The sequence below is a fragment of the Pseudomonas sp. H1_F01 genome (assembly GCF_054681425.1).
Window position 1 is genome coordinate 3,892,721 of sequence record NZ_CP162823.1, and the last position, 17,306, is coordinate 3,910,026.

At 61.4% G+C, this 17,306-nt stretch carries 16 protein-coding genes; 7 read left to right on the top strand and 9 right to left on the bottom strand.

Annotated features, from left to right (window positions below):
- Positions 1-69: 69 nt before the first annotated feature.
- Positions 70-1,053 carry a zinc-dependent alcohol dehydrogenase family protein gene (locus AB4O09_RS17695; RefSeq protein ID WP_003201167.1) on the top strand — a complete coding sequence of 328 codons (984 nt, stop codon included), beginning with the start codon at positions 70-72 and terminating at the stop codon, positions 1,051-1,053.
- Here AB4O09_RS17695 and AB4O09_RS17700 read toward each other — a convergent pair.
- Positions 1,043-1,936: a universal stress protein gene (locus tag AB4O09_RS17700; RefSeq protein ID WP_003201166.1), complete on the bottom strand. Its 894-nt coding sequence runs from the start codon at positions 1,934-1,936 to the stop codon at positions 1,043-1,045. The two genes, AB4O09_RS17695 and AB4O09_RS17700, sit on opposite strands and share 11 nt — an antisense overlap.
- A 246-nt stretch (positions 1,937-2,182) precedes the next feature.
- On the opposite strand from AB4O09_RS17700, the gene AB4O09_RS17705 reads away from it, so the two are divergent.
- Complete coding sequence (locus AB4O09_RS17705) at positions 2,183-2,746, top strand: GNAT family N-acetyltransferase (RefSeq protein WP_003201164.1); 564 nt, start codon at positions 2,183-2,185, stop codon at positions 2,744-2,746.
- 51 nt (positions 2,747-2,797) lie between these two features.
- Here the strand turns inward: AB4O09_RS17705 and AB4O09_RS17710 are convergent, their stop codons facing one another.
- Together AB4O09_RS17710 and AB4O09_RS17715 are read right to left on the bottom strand one after the other, a co-directional pair.
- On the bottom strand, positions 2,798-3,709 hold the full coding sequence (locus tag AB4O09_RS17710) for a universal stress protein (RefSeq protein ID WP_003201162.1): 912 nt from the start codon (positions 3,707-3,709) through the stop codon (positions 2,798-2,800).
- Between the two features lie 100 nt (positions 3,710-3,809).
- On the bottom strand, positions 3,810-5,060 hold the full coding sequence (locus tag AB4O09_RS17715) for an MgtC/SapB family protein (RefSeq protein WP_003201161.1): 1,251 nt from the start codon (positions 5,058-5,060) through the stop codon (positions 3,810-3,812).
- Positions 5,061-5,317: 257 nt separating this feature from the next.
- Between AB4O09_RS17715 and AB4O09_RS17720 the strand changes: the two genes are divergently transcribed.
- From AB4O09_RS17720 to AB4O09_RS17730, 3 genes are read left to right on the top strand one after another with little or no spacing between them, the layout of a single operon-like run.
- Complete coding sequence (locus tag AB4O09_RS17720) at positions 5,318-6,241, top strand: universal stress protein (protein ID WP_003201159.1); 924 nt, start codon at positions 5,318-5,320, stop codon at positions 6,239-6,241.
- Positions 6,242-6,300: 59 nt separating this feature from the next.
- Positions 6,301-9,048: a cation-transporting P-type ATPase gene (locus AB4O09_RS17725; protein ID WP_039011752.1), complete on the top strand. Its 2,748-nt coding sequence runs from the start codon at positions 6,301-6,303 to the stop codon at positions 9,046-9,048.
- 43 nt (positions 9,049-9,091) lie between these two features.
- The gene (locus AB4O09_RS17730; RefSeq protein WP_003201154.1) at positions 9,092-9,577 is read left to right on the top strand and encodes a hypothetical protein; all 486 of its coding nucleotides are present in this window, start codon (positions 9,092-9,094) and stop codon (positions 9,575-9,577) included.
- Between the two features lie 91 nt (positions 9,578-9,668).
- On the opposite strand, the gene AB4O09_RS17735 is transcribed toward AB4O09_RS17730, so the two are convergent.
- From AB4O09_RS17735 to AB4O09_RS17760, 6 genes are all read right to left on the bottom strand, one after another.
- The gene (locus tag AB4O09_RS17735; RefSeq protein WP_027912288.1) at positions 9,669-9,956 is read right to left on the bottom strand and encodes a cyd operon YbgE family protein; all 288 of its coding nucleotides are present in this window, start codon (positions 9,954-9,956) and stop codon (positions 9,669-9,671) included.
- Positions 9,953-10,075, bottom strand: a complete 123-nt coding sequence (gene cydX, locus AB4O09_RS17740) for a cytochrome bd-I oxidase subunit CydX (RefSeq protein WP_003201151.1) — start codon at positions 10,073-10,075, stop codon at positions 9,953-9,955. Before cydX ends, AB4O09_RS17735 begins: the two co-directional genes overlap by 4 nt.
- Before the next feature lie 23 nt (positions 10,076-10,098).
- Positions 10,099-11,235: a cytochrome d ubiquinol oxidase subunit II gene (cydB, locus tag AB4O09_RS17745; protein ID WP_027912289.1), complete on the bottom strand. Its 1,137-nt coding sequence runs from the start codon at positions 11,233-11,235 to the stop codon at positions 10,099-10,101.
- On the bottom strand, positions 11,228-12,799 hold the full coding sequence (locus tag AB4O09_RS17750) for a cytochrome ubiquinol oxidase subunit I (RefSeq protein WP_027912290.1): 1,572 nt from the start codon (positions 12,797-12,799) through the stop codon (positions 11,228-11,230). Before AB4O09_RS17750 ends, cydB begins: the two co-directional genes overlap by 8 nt.
- Positions 12,796-12,972, bottom strand: coding sequence for a cytochrome oxidase putative small subunit CydP (cydP, locus tag AB4O09_RS17755; protein WP_033028102.1), 177 nt, complete (start codon positions 12,970-12,972; stop codon positions 12,796-12,798). The genes AB4O09_RS17750 and cydP overlap by 4 nt, the downstream gene beginning before the upstream one ends.
- A 168-nt stretch (positions 12,973-13,140) precedes the next feature.
- The gene (locus tag AB4O09_RS17760) at positions 13,141-14,463 is read right to left on the bottom strand and encodes a sigma-54 interaction domain-containing protein (protein ID WP_013693153.1); all 1,323 of its coding nucleotides are present in this window, start codon (positions 14,461-14,463) and stop codon (positions 13,141-13,143) included.
- A 226-nt stretch (positions 14,464-14,689) separates the two neighbouring features.
- Here AB4O09_RS17760 and AB4O09_RS17765 point away from each other — a divergent pair, with 226 nt between their 5' ends.
- Together AB4O09_RS17765 and AB4O09_RS17770 are read left to right on the top strand one after the other, a co-directional pair.
- Positions 14,690-15,568: an MBL fold metallo-hydrolase gene (locus AB4O09_RS17765; protein ID WP_003201139.1), complete on the top strand. Its 879-nt coding sequence runs from the start codon at positions 14,690-14,692 to the stop codon at positions 15,566-15,568.
- Between the two features lie 46 nt (positions 15,569-15,614).
- A complete protein-coding gene (locus tag AB4O09_RS17770) occupies positions 15,615-17,285 on the top strand; it encodes a bifunctional protein tyrosine phosphatase family protein/NAD(P)/FAD-dependent oxidoreductase (RefSeq protein ID WP_003201137.1) in 1,671 nt (556 codons plus the stop codon).
- Positions 17,286-17,306 lie beyond the last annotated feature (21 nt).

The window sequence follows — 17,306 nt, forward strand, 5'->3', positions numbered from 1 at the left end:
AGGTGCTTGCTCGATGCCCTGGCGCCGCTCACTGGCATGGCGAGCGCCCATTCACACAGGAGAATGCTCATGCGCGCCATGGTCCTGCACACGATTGGTCAACCCTTGCAACTGGAGGAACGTCCCCAACCGACGCCGGCCGCCGGGCAAATGCTGATCAAGGTGCAAGCCTGCGGTGTGTGCCGCACCGACTTGCATCTGTTCGACGGTGAACTGCCCCAGGCCCGGTTGCCTCGGGTGCCGGGCCACGAGATTGTCGGTGAGGTCACCGCCGTTGGCGCGCAAGTTGCCTCGGACTGGATCGGCCGACGGGTGGGCGTGCCCTGGCTGGGGTGGACGTGTGGCGTGTGTGAGTTCTGCCGCTCGGGCCGGGAAAACCTCTGCGACCAGGCGCTGTTCACCGGCTGCCAGTTGGACGGCGGTTATGCCGACTACACCGTCGCCGACGCGCGGTTCTGCTTCCCTCTGCCCGATACACTGGAGGCCGCCGAAGCCGCACCCCTGCTGTGTGCAGGGCTGATCGGTTTCCGGGCCTTGCAGATGGCGCAGAACGCCCCTCACTTGGGCCTTTATGGCTTCGGCGCCGCTGCGCACCTGGCGATCCAGGTCGCCGTGGGCCGGGGCCAGCAAGTCTATGCCTTCACTCGCCCCGGTGATGACAGCGGCCAGGACTATGCCCGTTCGCTGGGCGCGACCTGGGCCGGAGCATCGGACCAGCTCCCGCCACATCTGCTGGACGCCAGCCTGATCTTCGCCCCCGTCGGCGAACTGGTGCCGCTGGCCTTGCAAGCCACCGCCAAAGGCGGTTGCGTGGTGTGCGCCGGCATTCACATGAGCGATATCCCCACCTTTCCCTATCGCCTGTTGTGGCAGGAGCGCAGCGTGCGTTCAGTAGCCAACCTGACCCGCGCGGACGGCGTGGCGTTTTTCGAGCAGATCCAGCGTACGCCCGTGCATTGCAACGTGACCTGCTACCCATTGGTCCAAGCCAACCAGGCCCTGGAGCGCCTGAGGAGCGGACAGGTCAACGGGGCTATCGTACTTATCCCTTGACCGCCAGCACACTGCCCGGCACCGAATACAAGGCGCGTTCTGTCGTGCTGCCAATCAAACGCTCAAGACCGGCGCGGTGCACAGTGCCCATCACCACCACGTCGGCCTCGAATTCGTCGATGAACTCACGGATGACCGGCACCGGCAGGCCAACGACAAAGTGCCGACGTTCCGCCGGTACGCCACAGCGCTCGGCCAGGCTGATAAACGCCGCATGCAGCGATTCGCGCAGGGCGTCGGCAAAGTCGTCATCCCAGGCACCGGCCAGCAACGAGGTTTCGCCATTGAAGGCCGGCGACAGGTCGCAGGCATACAGCAGATTCAACGAGGCGTCACATTGCCGGGCCAGCGCGTCGGCAGTCTGGACGATGTGCTCGTTCAAGGCATTGGCCTCGGGGTCCGAGGGGTCCACCGCCGCCACGACCCGGCGCGGCAAGCCGTGTACCGCCTGGTTGACCAGATGCACCGGCACCGGACAGTCGCGCAACAAATGACAGTCAAGGGGCGTGGCGAACACGCGCTTGAGCAAAGGTTCGAGGGTGACGTCCTTGATCAACAGGTCAGGTTGGAACTGCTCGACATAGCGCAGGATGTCCAGCAACGGATGGAGCGTCCACACCACGTGAGTCGTCACATCCAGGCCTTCCTCCTTGAGCAGCTCCGCCTCTTCTACCATCCAGCGACGGTAGTGGTGCAAATAGCGCTGCACACTCGCTTCGTCGGTTTTTTCACCCCACAAGTGGGTACGCGCCGGCGGCTGGACGAAAGCGCACAAATGCAGCGCCGCGCCGCTGGCCCGGGCCAGGGCACAGGCCCTGCGCATCGCTGCGGAGGGGTGCAGATCCGGTTCGACGATCAATAGCAGACGCTGGTATTGCCCCATCGCACACCTCCATCGGGCAGATCGACTCAGACCCGAAACCTTGCACCGGCCTTTTCCGGCGCGATCTTCAGCGTGCGCCCATCAAGGCCCCGGACGGTTTGATCTGAATCAAAGGCAGGGCAATCGATGGACGGATACGCGGGCACTGATCCAGATCAGAATCGATCGCCGTGGCGGGCGTAGAACAGTACCGAATGCGTAGCTATTTATCGCACCGCACGTGCACATCCGAGGGAGGATCGCACCATGCTTACTGTCAAAGACCACAACGAACGCGCCGCTGCCCTGTATGCCAGCATCAGTGGCAAACACTGGATCCAGGCACTCAAGGACGGCCGGCATGTCTTGATCCGCCCGCTCAGGGAGCAGGACCGCCAGCGCGAATACGACTTCATCATGCGCCTGTCACCGGAGTCCCGGCACATGCGCTTCCTGGCGCAGATCAATGAGCCAGGCGCGGCGCTGCTCGATCAATTGATGGATGTCGACTGCAAGACGCACATGGCCTACATCGCCCTGGTCCATGACAACGGCGAGTTGATCGAGATCGGGGTCAGCCGCTATTGCTCGACCCAGGAACACGAATGCGAGTGCGCAGTGACGGTCGCCGACCCTTGGCAACACCTGGGGCTGGGGACGTTATTGATGGAGCACCTGATCGACACCGCGCGTAAAAACGGCTACCGCCAGATGTACTCCGTGGACGCGGCCAGCAATGCCCCGATGCGGGACTTGGCCCATAGCCTGGGTTTTGAAACCCACAGCGATCCCGACGACACCCGGCAGGTCATCCACCGGCTCTACCTTTAGCTCCGGACGCCGCGCGAGGCCTTGGTATGGCCTCGCGCAGCGTTGCTCCAATCACACTTGCGGCTTGATCGCCAACACGCTGCAAGGCGCCCGTTGCAGCAGCAGCTCGGCGGTGGTGCCCAGGCGCTTGTCCAGGCCACGATGCTCCGTGGTGCCCATGACGATGACATCGATCTGGTGATCGCTGGCGAACGTGCAAATGCTGTTCAGCGGCGCCCCTTCGATGAAGTGGCGCTGCTGCGGTGCAACCCCATGCCGTTCGGCCAGGGACTCGAACACCTCATGCTGTGCCTGGCCCAACGCTTCATAGAGCCCGGTGGCCAGGGGCAGCGCACCAATGCCCATGTCCGAGGCGTAGACAGCCGTCCAATCGAAGGCGTGCAGCAACTCGACCTGGGCGTTGCATTGTTCCGCCAGTTTGACCGCGGCGTCGACGATCTGGTCGTTGAATACCAGGTCCTGATCCTCGCTGCGCAGCACGTCGACAATCGCCAGGATCCGCCGAGGCCGCGGGTTACGCGAATCCGTGACCAGATGCACTGGCACCGGGCAGTCACGCAGCAAGCGCCAGTCCAGGGGCGTGAAAAACACCCGTTTCATCGCCGGTTCCGGCTGCGCATCCTTGATGATCAACGCCATCGGCATCTCCTTGACGTATTGCTGCAAGGCTTGGAAGGCATCCTTGCTCCAAACCACCTCGCAGGTCACCTCGACGCCGTGCCGGCGCGCCAGTTCGGCCTGTTGCCACAGCCAATGCCGGTGGGTTTCCAGATAACCCTCACGCGCTTGCTTGACCTGCTCCGGGGCGAACAGACCGGCCACCGAGAGCAACTCCAGGTAGTCGAACGCCACGATGTGCAGGGGCAGGTCCAGCGCCAGGGCCAACTCGGTGGCGCGGTCGAACGCCGGCGTACGGATCATGGCGTCAGGCGCCACTAGCAATAAACGTTGAGTCTGGGACATGGAACACCTCGGCACGTGGCGACAGCCACTTAAAGGATTGAAGGTTCCAGAATGAACATATGCCAGGGACGGGACTTGATCTTTATCAAACGGCCATCATTCAGGCTGACAAACTCGGGAGCAACAGCCCCACCCACATTGCCAGCGTTATCAGCACCTGGCCGGGAATTACATACGCGGCAAACCTCCGTCCGCCGCTGAGCCAGGCCACCACGCACTTGCTCAGGGAGTTGCTGCTAAACGCGATCAAGATCGGCACGGCGACGCCGTCGAAGGGCAACAACCCGCCCTTGGCCAGGGAAGCGATGGAGGCTGTCGAGGCGTGGGCGTCGAGCAACCCGCTGAAAATCGCGGTGACGGTCACCCCGGCCTGGCCAAACGCATCGAGCATTGCCGACGAGAGGACGGTGATAGCGGTCATCGCCAGGACCATCGTCACCGCCAGCTTGAGGCTGAAGGCACCGCCATGCTTGATGGGCTCATCGGCCCGCGCCCTTGGGCGGGGAAACATCAGCACGCCGGCGTAGAGCAATACCATCAGCATCCCGCACAACAGCGGGCCCCACATCCAACGCAACAGCGCGGGGTCCACGGCCGTGAGGATCAGGCCCATTTGAACCACCGTCGCCAGGTTGGATAACACTGCCGCGGCGCTCACCACCTTGAGATTGATCGGGTCTTTGGCCGCGATGCCACCCATGGTCGCGACCGTCACCGTGGCGGAGGCGAATCCAGAGGCAATCGCACTGAGAGCGTAGCCATAGCGGGTCCCCAGGGTTCGAACCGCGACATGCCCCAGTGCACCCACCGCCATCAGCATAACGGTGAGCGTGCACAGGTTGCGCAGGTTGATTGCGTCATAAGGTCCGAGGAAGCGATCCGGCGCCAGCGGGAGCACGACCAGCGCGGCGATCAACAGCACCAGGCCATCGCGCATCTCGGTAGCGGTCAACTGCTTGCGGGCAAAGTGGTGCAACGCCTGGCGGCTGGCGAGCAGCCCGGCCATCACCACCCCAATCGCGGTCGCCAGGCCCGGGGCGCTCGCACAGAGCGCGCCCAGTGCCAATACCGCGAACAAGGCCACCTCGCTGGTAATCCCGGGGTCCTTGTCGAGGTTTCGCCAATAGGCCACGGTCACCAAAGCGCCCAGGGCAAGGGTCATGCCCCCCAGTAACAGGGGGCCGCCCGCCTGGACCGCCAGGTAGCCGAGCACGGACGTGATGGCGAAGGTGCGCAAACCGGCGAAGTCGCGCCGGTCGCCCTCGCCTTTGCGTCGTTCGCGCTCAAGCCCCACCAGCAGGCCGATTCCCAGCGCGGCGGCGGCATTGGCGAAGGCCAGGGTTTCAGTCATGGTTACGGCTCCCTGGCACTGTCTGCGGTTGTCACTCAATCCAGCGGTCCGAGCCGGCTGCACTCGTGCCCTGGGGCGACTGATCATGCTCAAACATAGCGCGATTGCCTCGCCGTTGCCGCCTTCAATTCAACGCTTTGCAGCGTGTTTGATGCAAATCAAGTTAGCGAGCTCCATGGCGCTCATGATCAATGACAGACACCACGCCGCGCGAAACCTCGCCCGGCGCCAACAGGTCCTTGCCCGGGAGGTTTGTCATGTCTACGCAATCACGCTTGATGCTGGTCGTCTCGCCACTGATGGAACACAGCCCGGCGTTCGACCGGGCTGCCGCACTGGCCAAGGCCGAAGGCGCGGCGCTGCACATCGTCGCTTTTGACTACCTCGAAGGCCTGGCCACGGCCGGCCTGGTCAACGAGCAGGCGCTGGAGCAGATGCGCCTGGGCTACATCGAGCGCCATCGGCAGTGGCTGGAAGAACAGGCCAGGCCCCTGCGCAACCTCGGTATCGAGGTCACGACAGAAGTGACGTGGGTCGAGCGCCCCTTGCAGGAGATCCTGGTCCACCTCAAGGAAGCGCCTATGGATGCGCTGATCAAGTCGGTGGACCCCGAGTCGTGGTTTTCCCGACTGATGTTCACGCCGCTGGACGTGCATCTGCTGCGCGAATGCGAGGTTCCACTGCACTTCGTCAACAAGGTCACCCACGCCCGTCCGCGCAAGATCCTGGCGGCCATCGACCCGTTCCATCAGGACGGCCGCTACGAAGGCCTCAATGATCGGATCCTGAGCGAAGCGAACAAGCTGGCCACCAGCTGCGACGCGACGCTGGAAGTCATCTACGCCTATGACCTTTCGTCCATCACTGCCGCTGAATACGGCTTTGGCAACGGTTCGATGTTCTTCTCCTCGACCCTGGCCCGCCAGCTCTACGAGTCCCAGGGTGCGGCCTTCGATGCACTGGCCGAACGCAATGGCATCGCCCCGGACCAGCGACGCATGATCATGGGTGACCCGGCCAAGGTGCTGGCGAGCTACGCCGCGTCCCATGACATTGATGTCATCGTCATGGGGCGCGTGCGCTATGGCAGCCTGGACAAGCTGATCGGCAGCACCGTCGAAGGCCTGCTGTACAAGATGCCCTGCAGCCTGTGGGTGATTGCGCCGCAGCAAGTTGGCTGAGGCAGACCTGCGCAGATGGCCTGTAGAACAACCGCTCCGTACCCACAGGAACGCGGCTGATGAACCGACCGAGCAACATACCAGCGGCGCACCCGACAACGCCCTCGCAGGGCCTGGCCTGGTACACGTTGCCCGCCGAACAGGCGCTCAAACACCTTGGTGTCGATGAGCAAGCCGGGCTGGACATCGCCGAAGTCCAGGCCCGGCTTGAGCGTACGGGGTTCAACCGGTTGTCAGCGTCAACCCGGCGGCCAGCGTGGCGGCGATTTCTGCTGCAATTTCATAACATCCTGATTTATGTGCTGCTCGGTTCCGCTGCAATCACCGCAACGCTGCAACACCTGTGGGACACGGTGGTCATTCTCGCTGTCGTGGTGGCCAATGCGATCATTGGCTATGTCCAGGAAGGCAAGGCCGAACAGGCCATGGATGCCATCCGCAACATGCTGGCGCCCCGTGCAACGGTGATACGTGCCGGCGAACGCCTGGGCATCGCCGGCGAAGAACTGGTACCCGGCGATATCGTCTTGCTGGAGGCTGGCGACAAAGTCCCGGCGGATCTGCGCCTGCTGCATGCCAACCGGCTCCAGGTGCAGGAAGCCATCCTGACCGGAGAGTCCGCACCGGCTGAAAAAAATACCGAGCCGGTACGCATCGAAGCAGCCCTGGGTGATCGTGCCTGCATGGCCTTCAGTGGCACCCTGGTGACCTGCGGACAAGCAACAGGGGTCGTTGTCGCCACGGCAACCTCGACTGAAATCGGGCGCATCAGCAACCTGCTGTCGGCAGTGGAGCCACTGACAACACCCCTGATACAGCAAATGGATGTCTTCGCCCGCTGGCTGACGCTATTGATTTTGCTGATCGCCGGCCTGCTACTCGCTTATGGCCACTTTGTCGGGCATTACGTCTTCACCGAGATATTCATGGTCGTGGTGGGCATGTCGGTCGCGGCCATACCCGAGGGGTTGCCCGCCGTACTCACCATCACCCTGGCGGTGGGCGTGCGGGCGATGGCCCATCGCAACGCCATCGTTCGGCGCCTGCCGGCCATCGAAACCCTGGGCTCGGTATCAGTCATCTGCACGGACAAGACCGGCACCCTCACCCGTAACGAGATGATGGTGGCATCCGTCGTCACCAGTGACCTGACCTTCACGGTCGACGGTGTCGGCTACCAGCCTTCGGGCAACATGAACCTTGCCGATCAGTTGATCGATACCTCCCATCACCCGGTGCTGGCCGAACTGGGGCGCGCGACCAGCCTTTGCAATGACGCAAGCTTGAGGCAGCACGAAGACACCTGGAAAGTCGAAGGGGACCCCATGGAGGGCGCACTGCTGGTGTTTTGCGCCAAGGCCGGCATCAACGACGAGGAGGAACGCGGCACCTGGGCCCGCACCGATGCCATTCCGTTCGACGCCAAACACCGCTTCATGGCGACACTGCATCACAACCATGACCGGCAAGCGGCGATTTATGTCAAAGGCGCGCCGGAGCAGATTTTGACCATGTGCACGCGCCAACGTAGCAGCACAGGGGCAACAGCCCCGCTCGATGCCGACTATTGGCACGCGCAGGCCAATGCCATCGCCCGCAAAGGCCAACGCGTGCTGGCGCTCGCCGTCAGGTCCGTCCCACCCGAACACGCCATCCTGGAATTTGCCGATGTGCAAGGGACACTGACCTTGCTTGGCCTGGTAGGAATGATCGACCCGCCCCGCCCGGAAACGATCCAGGCGATCAAGCAATGCCAGGCGGCCGGCATTGTCGTGAAGATGATCACAGGGGACCACGCCGGCACCGCCTGCGCCATCGGTGATCAGATCGGCCTGGACAACCCCGACAAGGTACTGACTGGCAACGACCTGGACGCCATGAACGATGCCACCCTCAGGGAATCGCTCAAGCAAGTGAACATCTTCGCGCGCACCAGCCCCGAACATAAGCTGCGGCTGGTGACGTTGCTGCAACTCAACGGCATGACCGTGGCCATGACCGGCGACGGCGTCAACGACGCGCCAGCGCTCAAACGCGCAGATGCCGGCATCGCCATGGGCGGCAAAGGCAGTGAAGCGGCCAAGGAAGCCGCGGACCTGGTCCTGGCGGACGATAACTTCGCCTCCATCGTGGCCGCTGTGCGTGAAGGCAGGACGGTCTATGACAACATCAAGAAAGTCCTGAGCTGGACGTTACCCACCAATGCGGGCGAGACAATGACCCTGATTGTCGCGCTGCTGTTTGGCCTTACATTGCCAGTCACTGCGATACAGATCCTGTGGATCAACCTGATTACCGCCATCACGCTGGGTATCGCGCTGGCGTTCGAACCGACCGAAGACAACACCATGCGCAGGCCTCCGCGCTCACGACAGGAGCCGTTGATCAGCGGCGCACTGGTCTGGCATATGGTGCTCGTTTCCATTCTGTTCCTGTGCGGCGTCTACGGCATTTTTACCTATGCCCTGGACCGAGGCTACTCCGTCGAACTGGCTCGCACCCTGGCGGTGAACACCTTGGTCGTGATGGAAATTTTCCATCTGTTCTTTATCCGCAATCTCTACGGCACGTCGCTGACCTGGAAGGGCCTTCGAGGTACGAAGGTTGTGTGGGCGACCATCGCGGTGGTGACCGTCGCTCAGTTCGCCATCACCTACGCGCCGCCGCTGCAAACCGTGTTCGCGACCCAAGCGGTCCCCTTCAAGGACGGACTGCTGATCATCGCGGTGGGCATCGCGCTGTTCGCCATCATCGAAATTGAAAAACAGCTTCGACTGCGTTTAACCGAGTCCGATCGTCAACCGTGACGATCCCGCTCCCCCGCTCCACCAGCCTGCAAGGAACTGAACCATGAACGCACCCAGACTCGCCGCCCTCGCTCTGACCGCGGTGTTTTTCCCCACGCTGACCTTTGCCCAGCAAGCCACCGACGCCGCCAAGGCGCCCCAGTCGTCGATGAGCGTCGAGCAATTCGATCAGCAGATGGCGACGGCCCAGGAAAACCTGAAAAAAATGCAGGAACAGATGACCCAGATCCAGAACACCAGCGATCCGGCGCAACGCCAGAAACTCATGCAAGAACACCAGGCCTCGATGCGGCAAAGCATGCAGATGATGAATGGGATGATGGGGTGTTGCGGAGGTGGCATGATGGGCGGCCACATGAAGGGAAACGGCCCGATGATGGGTTGGAAACAAATGGGCAACCACTATTCCCAGATGACGCCCGAGCAGATGAAGCAGCACCAGTACATGATGGACAGGTACATGGGCATGCAACAGATGATGATGGAGCAGATGATGCAACAACAGCAAATGAGCCCGCCAGCTCGCTAGGCCGGCCTCCAGGACTGCCCCACTCACCTGCCGCGTCGGCAGGTGAGTTTTTTGATCACCGTCCGGCCATCGCCGGGCTTCTCGTCAGGCTTCAGTGCAAGAACTTCAACCCGCCGGCAAGCGCAAGTGCCCCCAGGCAGGTCCAGCCCGAGAACATCCTTCGCCAGACAAGCCTGCGCGGAATGAACCCCACCCCTCTTACAAAGGCCACGCTCATGGCGATGAACAATGCCGTTGCCAGCGCATGGTCGGCTTTCCCATCCGGCGCCGTCATCAGTGGCGGGTAGAGCGTACAGGCCAACATGATCGTCACCGCGACGGCCAGGCTCAGCCAATGCAGCCGTGACGAGGGCTGCACGTCAGCGACATCCGGCGTCATGGCTGCGCCTCGTCACGGTCACTCATGGCTCGTCCTGCCTCGTTCTCACCCCACATTGCATTGAGTATCGCCAGCAGCAGTGCGAAACCGACTCCCAGCATCCAGGCGAAATACCACATATTGCTTTACTCCTCTGTCGACACTAGTACGCCGAATGTTCGTTGGCCTTGATCTGGGTGGCCGTGACCTTGCCGCGCATGACGCGATACGCCCAAGCGGTATAGATCACGATCAATGGCATGAAGAACAACGTGGCCCAGAACATGATGGCCAGGCTCAGGTGACTGGAAACACTGTCCCACACGGTCAGGCTTGCCGCTGGCATCGATGACGACGGCATGACAAAGGGGAACATCGATACCCCTGCCGTACTGATGACGCCCACCACCGCGAGCGAAGACGCAACGAACGCGCAAAGGGTACGGCGCCTCATCAGCAACAGCGCCGCACCGGCTGCGCCGGCCAGTCCAAGCGCGGGCAGCAGCCACAACCAAGGATAGCGACCATAGTTGGCCATCCAGGCCCCCGCCTCCCTCACGACCGACTTGCCGAGAATGTCAGGCAACCCGGCGGTATCCACGAGCGACGTGATGCGATACCCCTCGATCCATTGCAGCCAGATACCCGCTACGACGAACGAACACACCAGCACGATGGCAGCGCCTAACGCGCCTTTGATCGCCCGGGACTGAATCCCACCCTCGGTGCGATGGGCCAGGTACGTGCCCCCCTGCAGCGTAATCATGGCGCTGCTGACCAGGCCGGTCAGCAGCGCGAAAGGGTTGAGCAACTGCCAGAAGCTGCCGGTGTACGTTGACACCAGGTACTCATTGAAGTGGAACGGTACGCCCTGCAACAGGTTGCCAAATGCGATGCCGAACACCAGCGGCGGCACGGCCCCACCCACGAAAAGCCCCCAATCCCAGGTACTGCGCCACATCGGATGGTGGATCTTGCTGCGGTAGTCGAAACCCACCGGGCGGAAGAACAACGCCCAGAGCACCAGGATCATCGCCCAATAGAATCCGCTGAATGCAGTGGCATAGACCACCGGCCATGCGGCGAACAACGCGCCACCGGCCGTAATGAACCAGACCTGATTGCCATCCCAATGAGGGCCCACGGTGTTGATCACGACACGGCGCTCCATGTCATTGCGACCCACGAACGGCAGCAGCGTGCCGACGCCCATGTCGTGGCCATCCATGATGGCGAAACCTATCAGCAGGACGCCGACCAGCGCCCACCAGATGATCTTGAGCGTGAAGTAATCAAGCATGGTGAAGCTCCTTCAACTTGGCGTCGTGGACATACCGACCTGTACCGAGGCTGCCGGGCCCCTGGCGGGCGAACTTGACCATCAGGAACATTTCCACCGCCAGCAGCACCGTGTAGAAAACGACGAACCCAGCCAGCGAGCCGTAAAGGTTATCGACGCTGAGGGTGGAAACGCTCATGTGGGTCGGCAACACACCGTAGATGGTCCAGGGTTGGCGGCCGTACTCGGCCACGAACCAGCCCAGTTCACAGGCGAGCCATGGCGCAGGCAGCATCAACAGTGCGCAGCGCAGTAACCCCCGATGATGTGCGCCGCTCGATTTCAAGGTGCTCCAGAAGGCCAGCCCGAAAAGCACGAGCATGGCAAAGCCCAGGCCGACCATGATCCGGAACCCCCAGAACATCGGGGTCACGCGCGGTACGGTATCGTTCACAGCCCTGTCGATGATGGCCGGCGAGGCCTGGTTGACATCCTCGACGTACTTTTTGAGCAGCAGGCCAAAACCCAGATCGGCCTTGTACGCTTCGAAAGTATCGAACGCGGCCTTATCGGTGCGATCGGCGCGCAGTGCTTCAAGCGCATTGACCGCAGTAATGCCCCGCAGAATGCGTGCGCGGTTTTTCGCCTTGATGTCATGAATGCCCGGAATCTGCTTGCTGACCGAGCGCGTGCCGATCAAGCCCATCATCCACGGCACATCGAGTTCCCAGTTATTCCTGGACTCGGCTTCATTGATGCTGGCCACCAGGGTCAGGCCCGCCGGTGCGGGTTTGGTTTCCCACATGGCCTCCATGGCCGCCAGCTTGGTTTGCTGCGCCTCGCCCACCGTGTAACCCGACTCATCCCCCAGGACGATGACACTCAGCACCGAGGCCAGGCCGAAGGCGGCCGCCACCCGGAAACTGCGCTTGGCGAACTCGACATCACGCCCCTTGAGCAAGTACCAACTGGAAATCGACAACACAAACATCGAACCGGTGACGTAACCGGCAGACACGGTGTGGACGAACTTGGCCTGCGCCACCGGGTTGAAGACCACGGCCCAGAAATCCACCATCTCCATGCGCATGGTGATGTAACTGAATTCCGAACCCACCGGGTTCTGCATCCAGCCATTGGCGATCAGAATCCACAGCGCCGACAGGTTTGTGCCAATGGCCATCAGCAGCGTGACCAGCAAATGATGTTCTTTCTTCAGGCGATCCCAACCGAAAAAGAACAACCCGATCATGGTCGATTCAAGAAAGAACGCCATCAGGCCCTCGATGGCCAGCGGGGCACCGAAGATGTCCCCGACGTAGTGCGAGTAATACGCCCAGTTGGTGCCGAACTGAAACTCCAAGGTGATGCCGGTGGTCACGCCCAACGCGAAGTTGATACCGAACAATTTGCCCCAGAAGCGAGTCATGTCTTTCCAGATGACATTGCCGGTCATCACGTAGACGCTTTCCATGATGACCAGCAGCCACACCATCCCCACGGTGAGCGGCACAAATAGAAAGTGGTACAGCGCAGTCGCTGCGAATTGCAGCCGTGACAGATCCACCAGTTGTTCTGAGATCACTTGCTTGCCCCTTGAGCCGAGGTGGGTACGCCGAACCTGCCGCTGATGGTGTTCGAGTCGACGCTGACGCGCGAATCCTTGATGAACAGCCACCACAGCACTGTCAGCACGACCAGTTTGATCAGTACTGCTGTGAGCAGATGGCGACGCAGTCGTTTATCGGAAATAGTCATGGGGCAAGCATTAGCACGGCTCATGCCAACGCCTGAATTTATTATTTATGCTTAAAAACCAATTATTTAGCGATAAACGCCGAAGCTCAGCGATTGGTTTGGAGGGAGGAGAACCTGCCAATGACTGCCAGGGGCTGGCAGTCATTGGCAGTCAAGGCTCGATGGGGCTCAGGCCAGGCCTTGTTCTTTCAACCGCCGGTACAACGTGCGTTCACTCACGCCCAGGTGTCTGGCCAGTTCGCTGCGGGTGCCTTTGAAAGTGGCCAGGAGCTGGTCCAGGTCCCTGCTGTCGGGCGCAGGCGTCAAGGCTGGGGCGAACAACGCCAGGGGGGGCGCGGGCAGATGCAAGGCGTGAATGACGCCGTCGTCGGCAAACAGCGCAGCTCTTTCCAGGACATTGCGCAGCTCGCGGATATTGCCCGGCCAGGAAAACCGCTGCAATTGCATCAGCGCCTCGGGATCGATGGTCAGTCGACGCTTACCGATCCCGGAACGTTGCAGGAACGAATCCACCAACAAGCCGATGTCTTCAAGGCGATGCCGCAAGGGCGGTAAATGGATGGGAAACACGCTGATGCGGTAGTACAGGTCCTGCCTGAACTCGCCTTTCTCGAGCATTTTCTCCAACGGCTTATGGGTCGCGGCCACCAGCCTGAAATCCGCGTGCAGGGTTTCCACACTGCCGACACGGCGATAGGTTCCAGACTCGATCAGTCGCAACAGTTTCACCTGCATGGCCAGGGGAACGTCGCCTATCTCATCGAGAAACAGCGTGCCGCCCTGGGCCGTCTCCACCAGGCCCACCTTGCGCACAGTGGCGCCGGTAAACGCGCCCTTCTCGTGGCCGAACAGCTCGCTCTCGAACAAGGTTTCGGTCAACCCGGAGCAATCGACCACGACAAAAGGCCCCGCGGCCCGCTCGCTGGTTTCATGAACGGCGCGGGCAAACAGCTCCTTGCCTGTGCCGGACTCTCCCAGCAGCAGGACCGGTAACATCGAGGGCGCTACCCGCTGCAGCTCCAGCAGTGCCTGATTAAAGGCCGGCGAACTGCCCACCAGCCCCTCGTTGCTCGGCCGTGCCGATGCGCTACGCACTTGGGTAAGACGTTCCACATAAGCGGTGATGACACCCTGCTCATTCAGGATCGGGCGCAATTCCACATCGACGTGTTCGGGCCCGCGCGGTGTGTGATGAATGTGCAAGACCCGATCCGGACTGCGCATCTCCCTGGCCTTTTTCATCGGGCAGTTCTCACCGGCCTGGTCACAAGGCACATCGTAGTGGTGGGAAACCCGATAACACTTATGGCCAATGAACGGCTTGTCGGCGCTGCCGAACTGACGCAGGTAAGCCGTGTTTGCCGCCAGGATGTTGTAATCGGGATCGAGGACGATCATCGGCTGGGGCTCGTGCTCCAGAAACGAGACCAGGGACTGCACCTGGTCTGGATGGGGAAGCAGGTCTTGGGTGGGCGGCAGGCTGTGTGTCATCGCGGCTCCAGTGATTCATCCAGCAAGGTTGACACTGCCACTATGCCAACAAACGCTGCCAATGGCAGTTCAATTGTCTGGACATCGGAAGAGACCTTGTCGGCACCCATGAATTTAAACCAATAAAATCATATGGTTATCGTTTGCAAGCAACCCATAATCGACATGGCAGCATTATTGCTGTGTCTGTTCTTCAAGCGGCTGAGAGCCCCGAAGGAGACCGTTCATGACCGTAAAACCGTACGTCGAAGGATTTTTCGATCCTGAGACCCACACTGTCAGCTATCTGGTGCTGGACGAAGTGACCCGCCAGTGCGCGTTGATCGACAGCGTCCTGGATTACGATCCCAAATCAGGCCGTACCACGACCACCTCGGCCGACAAGCTGATGGCCCGGGTGATCGAGCTGGGGGCGAAGGTCGAATGGATTCTTGAAACCCACGTCCATGCCGACCACCTCACCGCCGCCCCGTACCTGAAGGAAAAACTCGGTGGCACGATAGGGATCGGCAGCCAGATTACCGCCGTGCAGGAAGTCTTTGGCACGCTGTTCAACACAGGTGGGCAGATGCCCCGCGATGGCAGTCAGTTCGACCATCTGTTCGTCAATGACGAGTCGTTCACAGTCGGAACGCTGCAATGCCGTGCGCTTCATACACCGGGCCACACCCCCGCCTGCATGACGTATGTCATCAGCGATGGCCAGGAAACAGCGGCATTCGTCGGCGACACCTTGTTCATGCCCGACTACGGTACCGCACGGTGTGATTTCCCCGGGGGCAACGCGCATACGTTGTTCCGATCCATCAACAAGGTCTTGAGCCTGCCGGCCAACACCCTCCTCTACACCTGTCACGATTACCAACCGGGTGGCCGCGAGGTGCAATTTTCCAGCACCGTCGCCGAGCAACGTGCCGACAATGTCCATGTCCGTAACGGCATCAGTGAAGAAGCATTCGTGGCGATGCGCACCCAGCGCGATGCCTCGCTGGACATGCCGACGCTCATCCTGCCATCGGTCCAGGTCAACATGCGGGCCGGGCATTTCCCGGAGCCGGAGTCGAACGGCACGTGCTACCTGAAAATCCCACTCAATCGGCTCTGAAGACCCGCCCCCTCTCATAAGAAAAACCGTCATCACGGAGACAGTCATGGACATCCGCCACCTTGCGTCCGGCCTCTCGATCTCAGGGCAGATTCATCCCGACCAGATGAGTGAGATCAAAACCAGCGGCTTTCGCGCCATCATCTGTAACCGCCCTGATGGTGAAGGCAGCGATCAACCTTTGTTTGCCGACATCCAGCGTGCGGCACAAGCGATGGGCATCGAGGCGCATTACCTTGCCGCAGAGTCCGGCAAGGTGACCGACGAACAGGGCGTTGCCTTCGGTAAATTGTTCGAGTCCTTACCCAAGCCAGTGTTGGCGTATTGCCGCTCCGGCATGCGCTCGACGACGATGTGGGCCCTGTCCCAGGCCGGCCAGCAGCCCTTGCCACGGATTGTCGAAACAGCCAGCAAAGCCGGCTTCGACATGAAAGGCGTCATCCGTAGAATTGCCAACGAGGGACGCACGCCCGTTGGCGTGGCCGAAGCCCGGCATGCCGTGGTCATTGTCGGCGCCGGTGCGGCGGGCATCGCGGCAGCTTCAAGCCTATTGGCCCGCGAGCCGGGCCTGGACATTGCCATTATCGACCCGGCGGATGTGCATTATTACCAGCCCGGCTGGACCCTCGTCGGCGGTGGCGTCTTCGACGCGCACAGAACGGCCCACACGATGGGCGCGACCATTCCCCGGGGCGTGCATTGGATCAAAGCGGCTGTCGCGGCCTTCGAACCTGAAAACGACGCCATTATTCTCGATGGATGCCGCGTGGTCCGCTACGAGCAGTTGATCGTGTGCCCGGGCCTTAAACTGGATTGGCATGCCATTGAAGGTTTGCCGCAGACACTGGGGCGCAACGGCGTCACCTCGAACTATCTGTACCACCTGGCCCCCTACACCTGGGAACAGGTGCAGCAACTGCGCAGTGGCCGGGCCATTTTCACGCAGCCCCCCATGCCGATCAAATGCGCCGGGGCCCCTCAAAAAGCGATGTACCTGTGCGCCGACCACTGGAGACGCCAAGGGGTACTCGGCGATATCGAGATCGACTTCTGCAGCGCCGGGACAGTCCTGTTCGGCGTTCCCGACTACGTGCCAGCCTTGATGGAGTACGTCCACGCCTATGGGATCGACCTGAATTTCGGCAGTACGCTGACGTCTGTCGATGGACCGGCACAAACGGCGACCTTCAGGTGCGTCAAGGCCGATGGCAGTACGCACCTGGTGACGCACGACTTCGACCTGCTGCATGTGGTGCCCCCTCAGGTGGCGCCGGATTTTATCCGCGTAAGCCCTCTGGCCGATGGGGCGGGCTGGATCGATGTCGACCCCGACAGCTTGCGGCATAAGGCCTGGGCGAATATTCACGCATTGGGCGATGCGACCAATACCAGCAACGCAAAGACCGCAGCGGCGGCGCGCAAGCAGGCGCCCGTGGTCGCTCATAACGTGCTGGCGGCCATGGGCAAGGCCAAGGGCAGCGCCCATTACGACGGCTACGGTTCCTGCCCGCTGACCGTGGAACGGGGCAAGGTCGTTCTCGCTGAATTCACCTATGGCGGCAAGCTCGCCCCCAGTTTCCCGTCCTGGCTGATCGACGGTACTAGGCCTTCGCGGCTCGCCTGGCTACTTAAAGAGCGCATTCTTCCACCGCTGTACTGGAAAGCCATGCTCAAGGGCCGTGAATGGCTGGCGAAACCTGAACTGGCGGACCTATGAAATCAACCTTCACCTCCAGGA